At 68.6% G+C, this 8,408-nt stretch carries 8 protein-coding genes and 1 pseudogene; 4 read left to right on the plus strand and 5 right to left on the minus strand.

Features of this window, described 5'->3' with window-relative positions; translation table 11 throughout:
- Window positions 1–13 precede the first annotated feature (13 nt).
- The 3 genes from H0W38_RS10845 to H0W38_RS10855 form a co-directional block, all read right to left on the minus strand.
- The gene (locus tag H0W38_RS10845) at window positions 14–556 is read right to left on the minus strand and encodes a hypothetical protein (RefSeq protein ID WP_292453781.1); all 543 of its coding nucleotides are present in this window, start codon (window positions 554–556) and stop codon (window positions 14–16) included.
- Entirely contained in the window at window positions 553–1,770 is a 1,218-nt protein-coding gene (locus H0W38_RS10850; protein WP_292453783.1) for a zinc-dependent alcohol dehydrogenase, read from the minus strand. Before H0W38_RS10850 ends, H0W38_RS10845 begins: the two co-directional genes overlap by 4 nt.
- Before the next feature lie 161 nt (window positions 1,771–1,931).
- Complete coding sequence (locus H0W38_RS10855) at window positions 1,932–2,228, minus strand: DUF1330 domain-containing protein (protein WP_292453785.1); 297 nt, start codon at window positions 2,226–2,228, stop codon at window positions 1,932–1,934.
- Between the two features lie 121 nt (window positions 2,229–2,349).
- Here H0W38_RS10855 and H0W38_RS10860 point away from each other — a divergent pair, with 121 nt between their 5' ends.
- Window positions 2,350–3,126 (plus strand): hypothetical protein, encoded by a 777-nt coding sequence (locus H0W38_RS10860; RefSeq protein ID WP_292453789.1) that lies wholly within the window; start codon window positions 2,350–2,352, stop codon window positions 3,124–3,126.
- Between the two features lie 152 nt (window positions 3,127–3,278).
- Here H0W38_RS10860 and H0W38_RS10865 read toward each other — a convergent pair whose 3' ends face one another.
- Window positions 3,279–3,689, minus strand: a complete 411-nt coding sequence (locus H0W38_RS10865) for a type II toxin-antitoxin system VapC family toxin (RefSeq protein WP_292453791.1) — start codon at window positions 3,687–3,689, stop codon at window positions 3,279–3,281.
- 2 nt (window positions 3,690–3,691) lie between these two features.
- Window positions 3,692–3,952, minus strand: a complete 261-nt coding sequence (locus tag H0W38_RS10870; protein ID WP_292453794.1) for a type II toxin-antitoxin system Phd/YefM family antitoxin — start codon at window positions 3,950–3,952, stop codon at window positions 3,692–3,694.
- Window positions 3,953–4,162: 210 nt separating this feature from the next.
- On the opposite strand from H0W38_RS10870, the gene H0W38_RS10875 reads away from it, so the two are divergent.
- The 3 genes and pseudogenes from H0W38_RS10875 to H0W38_RS10885 all read left to right on the plus strand — a co-directional run.
- Complete coding sequence (locus tag H0W38_RS10875; RefSeq protein ID WP_292453796.1) at window positions 4,163–5,320, plus strand: flagellar biosynthesis protein FlhB; 1,158 nt, start codon at window positions 4,163–4,165, stop codon at window positions 5,318–5,320.
- A gap of 5 nt (window positions 5,321–5,325) precedes the next feature.
- Window positions 5,326–7,422 carry a flagellar biosynthesis protein FlhA gene (flhA, locus tag H0W38_RS10880; protein WP_292453799.1) on the plus strand — a complete coding sequence of 699 codons (2,097 nt, stop codon included), beginning with the start codon at window positions 5,326–5,328 and terminating at the stop codon, window positions 7,420–7,422.
- A gap of 145 nt (window positions 7,423–7,567) precedes the next feature.
- Window positions 7,568–8,408 (plus strand): annotated as a pseudogene (locus tag H0W38_RS10885) (flagellar biosynthesis protein FlhF); the annotation flags it as partial.

The raw sequence follows: 8,408 nt of genomic DNA on the forward strand, positions 1-8,408 counted from the left end.
TCGAACCGGCGGCTCAATGCACCGCGTAGGGCCGCAATGCCTCGGGGGTGCGCATGTCCTGCGGCATTTCGAAGGTTTCGAGGGCAGCGCCGCGCATTTTTGTCGGAACCTCGGCCAGTCCGCGCCGATCGCTGTAGTCGTGCACCGGCGCGTCGGCCGCCTCGGCTGCGTGTTCCACGGAGCGCGCGCAGGCTGCATCGACGGCAATCACGCTTGCCACCGACGCCAGCGCCACGGCGGTGCTCAGGCGATGCGGGTTCCCCTCGTGCAAGCGGGTGCCGAGCGTAGCCATGTCGAGCGCGTCGCCGCCCACGCGGGCCCATAGCCAGCGCGAGGGCCGGGGCGAAGTGAGCAGGCCGAAACCCGTGGCGATTTCCCGCAGGCCGTAGGCGCGCAACAGCAGTTCGTGTCCCTGCAAGCCGGTGGCGCGTGCCACGGCGCGCGGCGCCAGCAATTCAGCCATGCCCAGCGCCATGCTGAACAGACCCAGGCCGCGGGCCCTTCTCAAAGCCGCGCGGCCGTGGTGCGTGGTGTTGAGCTTGGCGAGCTGGTTCATGCCATCGCTCCTTGCGCCTGCGGCTTGCGTTGCTGGGGCGTCTGCCCCGGCTTGATCACCACCTTGATGCAGCCATCGTGCTTGTCGCGGAAGGTCTTGTACATGTCGGGGCCTTCCTCGAGGCCCACCGTGTGCGTGATGACGAAGGACGGATCGATCTGGCCTTCGTCGATGCGGCGCAGCAGGTCGTCGGTCCAGCGGTTCACGTGGGTCTGGCCGGTGCGCATGGTCAGGCCCTTGTTCATGAAGGCGCCGAAGGGAATCTTGTCGATCAGCCCGCCGTACACGCCGGGCACCGAAAGGATGCCGGCCGGTCGGCACACGTACATCATTTCGCGCAGCACGTGAGGGCGGTCGGTCTCCAGCATGACCGCCTGTTTGGCACGGTCGACCAGGCTGTCGATGGAACGCGTGGCGTGCGACTCCATGCCGACCGCGTCGATGCACTTCTCGGGCCCCTTGCCGTTGGTCAGGTCCTTCAGCCGCTGGAGCACGCTTTCTTCGTCGAAGTTGATGGTGATCGCACCGCCGGCGCGCGCCATGCTGAGGCGCTCGGGCACGCGGTCGATGCAGATCACCTGCCTGGCGCCGAGCAGCACGGCGCTGCGGATGGCGAACTGCCCCACCGGCCCGGCCCCCCAGATCGCCACGGTGTCCTCGGGCTGGATGTCGCACTGCACGGCGGCCTGCCACCCGGTCGGGAAGATGTCGCCCAGGAATAGCACCTGCTCATCGGTCAGGTGGCTGGGCACCTTGACCGGTGCCACGTCGGCGAAGGGCACGCGCACGTACTCGGCCTGGCCGCCGGCGTAACCGCCCGTCAGGTGCGTGTAGCCGAACAGGCCCGCCGTGGTGTGGCCGAACACCTTGTCGGCCAGGTCCTTGTTGCGGTTGCTGCGCTCGCACACCGAGAAGTTGCCGCGCCGGCACTGCTCGCATTCGCCGCAGGTGATGGTGAAGGGCACCACCACCCGGTCGCCGACCTTGAGCTTCTTGTTGTTGGCGCCGACCTCCATCACCTCGCCCATGAACTCGTGGCCGATGATGTCGCCCGTTTTCATGCCGGGCATGAAGCCGTCGAAGATGTGCAGGTCGGAGCCGCAGATGGCACAGCTCGAGACCTTGATGATGGCGTCGCGCGGGTCCTCGATGCGCGGATCCGGAACGGTATCGCAGCGGATGTCTTTCTTGCCGTGCCAGCAAAGGGCTTTCATGAGGGGCTCCGGGAGGTTCGTCAATCGACGGGAGCACGTCATGCGGCAATCGCCATTCCTACGAGTGTGGTGGGGCGACCGTAGCGCAAGCGGCGGTGGCGACCGTCCCGTGCGCGCCGGCGTCGGTCACGCCCCGGCCGCGGCGCGACGCCACGCGCGGCCTAACCCTCGTAGCTCACCAGCAGCACCTCCGCGGCCTCATTGCGCAACGCAATCAGCGCGGCGTAGGCGTCCGAGCGGTACCAGCCCTCCACCGAAGCGGTATCGGGAAAGCGGATCACCACCGTGTCGGTGTGCGCCGTCTCGCCGCTCAGCAGCAGGGCACGCCGCCCGCGCAGCAGGATCTCGCCGCGCCACGGCGCCAGCGTGGCCGGCACGGCGTCCCGGTACTGCTGCCACTTGGCGGCGTCCTTGATGCGGATGCTGCCGATCACGAACGCGCGGGGTGGCTGAGTCACTGGGGTTGCTCCTGTCGTGCCGATGCCGGGTGCGCCGTGGCGCCGATTGTGGCCGCAGCCGCCCTGGCGGGTGAGGCCATCGCCCCCGCTATAAGCTGCTGGCTTCACCAGGAGCCGCGCGATGCAAGACCGCAACGACACCCCGACCCTTCAGGCAGGTTCCCGCGCACGCAAAAGTGCAGGCAAGGTAGCGCTCAGTGCCGCACCGACTGCCGCCGCGACGGCGGCCACCGCCGACGCGTCCGCCGTGATGCGGGCCGATACCGGCGGCGCCGCATGGACCAGCGCACACGCCGCCGCGTGTGTCGGCGCCGCACTGCTCGCGGGCTGCGCAACGACATCGCTCGACGCGCAATGGACCGACCCGCAGTTCCAAGGCCGCTCGCTGCGCGACACCACCATCCTCGTCGTGTGCGAAGCGCCCGACGCGGCCGTCAAGCGCCTGTGCGAGGACCGGCTGGCCGCCGAAGTGGTGGCCTACGGCGCCACGGCGAGCATCGCCCCCGACGGCCTGCCCAATCCCGTGCGCGGCCGCGAGCAGGCACCCAGCGCTTACCTGCCCGCCGCCCGCACGGCCGGTGCGCAGGCGGTGCTGAGCGCCGCGGTAGTGAGCGAGGTGGTGCCCGGGCGCTACTCGGGGCCGTTCGTGAACATCGGCATCGGCAGCTTCGGCGGCGGACGCATCGGCGTGGGCAGCGGCATCGGCATCTCGCTGCCGATCGGCGGCGGGGCGGGCGCGTACCGCCATGGGCTGAACGGCGCCCTGACCGACGTGGCCACCGGCAAGTTGATGTGGAGCGGCACGGCCAGCACGGGGCCTTCCGACGATGCCGGAGTGCAGCTCAGCGATCTGACACGGGCGGTGGCGGAGGCGGCGCAGAAGGCGGGGTTCTTTTGAGCGTCGGCAAGCCTCGGCTTCGCCGAGCCCGCTCCTCGAGAGGGTCAAGATAATCGAAAGCAGCCTTCGCTTCCTCGTACGCACGAGCACCCATTGCGAGCGTGTCGATGTCTCGTCCGCCATTGCGCGCGGAGGACAAGACGCGGATGCGCCTACGGCGAACCGCGAAACGGATCGACCAGCGCCACGCCGAACGGCTTGAAGTCGCGCGTGTTGCGCGTCACGACAGTCAGGCCGTGAACGAGTGCTGTCGCGGCGATCAAGGCGTCTTCCAGGTGATGGTCGGGACGCCCGTGCATCAGCTTCGCCCAACGCCGGAACACCGCAGCATCCGCCGGCAGCACCTGCAACGACTGTGCAAGCTCCTCCAGCCAGGTTTCGATTTCCTCGGCCTTGGCGCGATCCTGCTCACGGGTGATCTCGATGCCGGCCTGAATCTCGCCGAGCGTGACGGCGCTGACGTGCAACGCGCTTTCCGGTGCCGCCTCGAGCCAGGCCAGCACCGCGTCATGCGGCTTGCGCTTGCGGACCTCCGAGACGACGTTGGTGTCGAGCAGGTACACGCTCAGCGCTCCGCGGCTGCAGGCGCTTTTCGCTGCCGCTGACCCCGCGCCGGAATCTCCAGATCCAGGGGCGCCCCAGGCGCCAGCAGCAGCGCCTTGAGTCCCGGACGCGCCGACTCCGACAGGCGCCGCCACTCCCCGACCGGCGCCAGCACGGCGACTTCCTTGCCCCGCAGTGTGACGATCTGCGGTCCCTCGGCCAAGCTCGCGCGCAGCAATTCACTGAAACGCGCCTTGGCATCCTGCACCGGCCAACTCGACATCGTCCGCTCCATGCCGCTCGCGCGGCGTGAATAAAAAGGAAGTAGTCAGCATTCTAGTCAGATTGATCGATACAGCAGGCACCCGCGCCCTCGCTGCGGCCTTCCCGCCCCGAGAAAAGCACTGTCCCCACCCCGCTTATCCCGCTCAAGTTGCGGCCTCGCGCCGGAAGAATCCCCTGAACCCGGACTCTTCCCTCACGCGACCCGCCCATGGCCGACCAAGGCGCCCAAGACCGCAACCTGCCAGCCTCGGAGCGCAAGCTCCGCAAGGCACGCCAGGACGGACAGGTCGCGCGCTCGCGTGACCTCGGGCACCTGGGCGCCATCGCCGCCGGGCTGGCGATGCTGGCTCTGCTCGCACCCACGGTGGCCGGCTGGCTCGAGACGCTGCTGATCCGGGGGCTCAGCTTCGACCACGTCACGGTGGCCGCGCCCACTGCAATGGGCGAGCGGCTGGCCGAATTCGGCGTGCAGTTCACCTGGGCAGTGGCGCCGCTCGGCGGCGTGATGATGGCGGTGGCGCTGGCCACCGGCATGGCGCTCGGCGGGTGGAACTTCAGCGTCAAGGCTTTGAAGCCCAAGTTCGAAAAGTTCAATGTGCTCACGAGCGTGCCCAAGCTGCTGTCGATCGACAGGCTGATCGACACGCTGCGCACCTGTGCCCTCGCACTGACGCTCGGCACGGTCGGCGGGCTCTACCTGACCTTTCATTTCGACGACTTCGCCGCCGCACTGGCGTTGCCGCTGCCGGCCGCCGTCTCGCATGTTGGCGGCGATGTGCTGGCGGGCTTGGCGCTGCTGGTGCTGACCCTGGCTGTCTTCGCAGCGTTCGACGTGCCGATCCAGATGTTCCAGCATGCCAAGCGCCTGAAGATGAGCCATCAGGAAGTCAAGCAGGAGCACAAGGAGCTCGAGGGCAACCAGGAGATCAAGGCCAAGCTGAAGGTGCGCATGCGCGAGATGGCCAACCGCCGCATGCTGGGCGAAGTGCCCAAGGCCGACCTGGTGGTGATGAACCCGACTCACTATGCAGTGGCACTGAAGTACGACGAAAGCAAGACCGGCGCGCCGCGGGTGGTGGCCAAGGGCGCCGACCTGATGGCGATGCGCATCCGCGACGCCGCCAAAGGCGCCGATGTGCCGGTGCTGCAGGCCCCCGTGCTGGCCCGCGCGCTCTACGCGCACGCCGAGCTCGACCGCGACATTCCGGTGGCGCTGTACAGCGCGGTGGCGCAGGTGCTGGCCTATGTGTACCAGTTGCGCGCCGCGATGAGCGGGCGCGCGCAGATGCCGGGCGCGCTGCCTGAGTTGCAGGTGCCGAGGGAGTTGGATCCGCACAACGCACCCACCGCTGGAGCAACGGCATGAACCCCATGCTCGCCCAGATGCACGGCCTGCTCGGCAACCACCGCCTGATCCGCAGCTTCGCGGTGCCGGTGCTGGTGCTGATGGTGCTGGCAATGATGGTGCTGCCGCTGCCGCCGCTGGCGCTCGACCTGCTGTTCACCTTCAACATTGCCTGCGCGCTGATGGTGATGATGGTCTCGGCCTACATGGTCAAGCCGCTGGACTTCGCGGCCTTTCCTACGGTCATCCTGCTCACCACACTGCTGCGCCTGTCGCTCAACGTGGCCTCCACGCGCGTGGTGCTGCTCGAGGGCCACACCGGCCCGGGCGCGGCCGGCCAGGTGATCGAGAGCTTCGGCCACTTCCTGATCGGCGGCAATTTCGCGGTCGGCCTGATCGTGTTCGCGATCCTGGTGGTCATCAACTTCATCGTGGTGACCAAGGGCGCGGAGCGCATCGCCGAGGTCGGCGCGCGCTTCACGCTCGACGCCATGCCCGGCAAGCAGATGGCGATCGACGCCGATCTGAATGCCGGCCTGATCGACGAGAAGGAAGCCAAGCGCCGCCGCATCGAAGTGGGCGACGAGGCCGAGTTCTACGGCTCCATGGACGGTGCCAGCAAGTTCGTGCGCGGCGACGCCATGGCCGGCATGCTCATCCTCGTCATCAACATCGTCGGCGGCCTCGTCATCGGCATGGTCCAGCACGACATGTCGGCCGGTGCCGCAGCCGACAGCTACATCCTGCTGGCCATCGGCGATGCGCTGGTCGCGCAGATTCCGGCGCTGCTGATCTCGGTGGCCGCCGCGCTGGTGGTCTCGCGCGTCGGCAAGGACGAAGACGTCGGCGAGCAGATCATCGGCCAGCTCTTCAAGACGTCGAAGTCGGTGGCCATCACCGCCGGCGTGATCGGTCTGCTGGGCGTCATACCCGGCATGCCGCACCTGGTGTTCCTGCTCATCGCGGGGCTGCTCGGCTGGCTGGCGTACTGGATGAGCCAGCGCGAAGCCAAGGCGAAGGCCGCGGCAGCCGCCGGCCCGATCACCGCGAAGGCCGGCCCGGCCCCCGACGCCGAGGCGAGCTGGGACGACCTGCAACCGGTGGACACGCTGGGCCTGGAAGTCGGCTACCGCCTCATCGCCCTGGTCGACAAGGAACGCCAGGGCGACCTGCTCGCGCGCATCAAGGGCGTGCGCCGCAAGTTCGCGCAGGACGTCGGTTTCCTGCCGCCGCCCGTGCACATCCGCGACAACCTCGAGCTGCGTCCGAGCATGTACCGCCTCACGCTGCGCGGCGCGGTGGTCGGCGAAGGCGAGGCCTTCCCGGGCATGCTGCTGGCCATCAACGGCGGCAACGTGAGCACGCCGCTGCTCGGCACCAGCACCACCGACCCGGCCTTCGGCCTGCCCGCCACCTGGGTCGAGGAACGCCAGCGAGAAGCGGCGCAAATGGCCGGCTATACGGTGGTTGATTGCGCGACCGTCGTGGCGACCCACCTTTCACACTTGATGCAAGTGAATGCAGCCCGCCTGCTGGGACGCGTGGAAACGCAACAACTGGTCGAACACGTGACAAAGCTGGCACCCAAACTCATCGAAGACGTGGTTCCCAAGATGGTTCCGATCGCCGCCCTTCAGAAACTGCTGCAGCTGCTGCTCGAAGAGGGCGTGCACATCCGCGACATGCGCTCGGTCATCGAGGCGCTGGCCGAACACGTGGGCGGCAACGCCAACCTCGCCAACGACCCCACCGAGCTGGCCCGCCGCATCCGCGTGGCGCTGGCCCCGGCGATCGTGCAACAGATCTACGGCCCGGTGAAGGAGCTCGAAGTGATCGCCATCGAGCCCGAACTCGAGCGCCTGCTCGCCCAGGCGCTGACCTCGGCCCACGGCCCGGTGCTCGACCCCGGCGTGGCCGACACGCTCACCCGCTCCGCCGCCGATGCCTCCAAGCGCCAGGAAGACCTGGGCCTGCCGGCCTGCCTGCTGGTGCCCGACGCCATCCGTTCGCAGATCGCCCGCCTGCTCAAGCGCAGCGCGCCGCGCCTGAAGGTGCTCTCGCACAGCGAGATTCCGGACACGCATTCGATCCGTATCGCGTCGGTCATCGGGGCAGCAGCATGAGCCGCGAAAGAGGGACCCCGCGCAGCGGGGATCGAAGCGAGCGAATGCTGCGTTGCGCCGCCCGCCCGTCGCTCGCGGCGTACCGGCCACTTCCGCGGCGCAGCATGAGCCGCAACACAGCATTCAACGATTCGAGGGGCAGCGCATGAACGTCCAACGCTTCACCGGCCGCACATCGCGCGACGCGATGCACAAGATGCGCCAGACGCTCGGCGACGACGCCGTGGTGCTCTCTACCAAACCCTGCGCCGAAGGCATCGAGATGCTGGCGATGGCACCGCAGGCGCTGGCCGCCATGCACCGGATGGCCGCCGTGCAGCAGGCGCCCGCGGTGCAGCAGGCGCCCGCGGTGCAGCAGGCGCCTGCCGCCCTGCCCGCACCTGTCAAGCAAGCCGCCCGGTCTCAGCCGGCCCCGCCCGTTGCCCGGCCGGCCAGCGCACCCGATGTCGCCAACGACGCCGAACAGCTCGCGATGAGCACGCTGTCGTTCCAGGACTACGTGCGCGAGCGCATGCTCAAGAAACGAGACGCCGCCCTGCGCGCCGAGGCCGAGCAACGGGCCGAGACGCAAAGCACCGCACGGGCCGCCGCGGCCGTGGCAGCCGCCGCCGAGCCGGTCGAGCAGCGCCTCGCGCGCAGCGTCGCACCGGCCCGTCGCGAGGCGATTGCTGCAGAAGAAGCACCGCATCGCGCCACGCCATCGATTGCCGAGCACGCCCAGCGCGAGCCGCAGCACGACGCCGCCATGATGAGCGAGCTGCGCTCCATGAAGGGCCTGATCGAGGAGCGCTTCGGTGCCCTGGCCTTCATGGAAAAACTCCAGAAGCAGCCCGAGCAGGCCCGCCTGACGCAAAAGCTCCTCGACTGCGGCTTCTCGCCCATGCTGATCCGCAAACTCGTGGTCGGCATGAAAGGCGATATCGGCGACGAGCAAGCCTGGGCCGCCGGCGTGCTGGAGCGCAACCTGATCACCGGCGAGGACGAAG

It is taken from the genome of Methylibium sp. (assembly GCF_013817365.1).
GTDB lineage: Bacteria > Pseudomonadota > Gammaproteobacteria > Burkholderiales > Burkholderiaceae_C > Methylibium.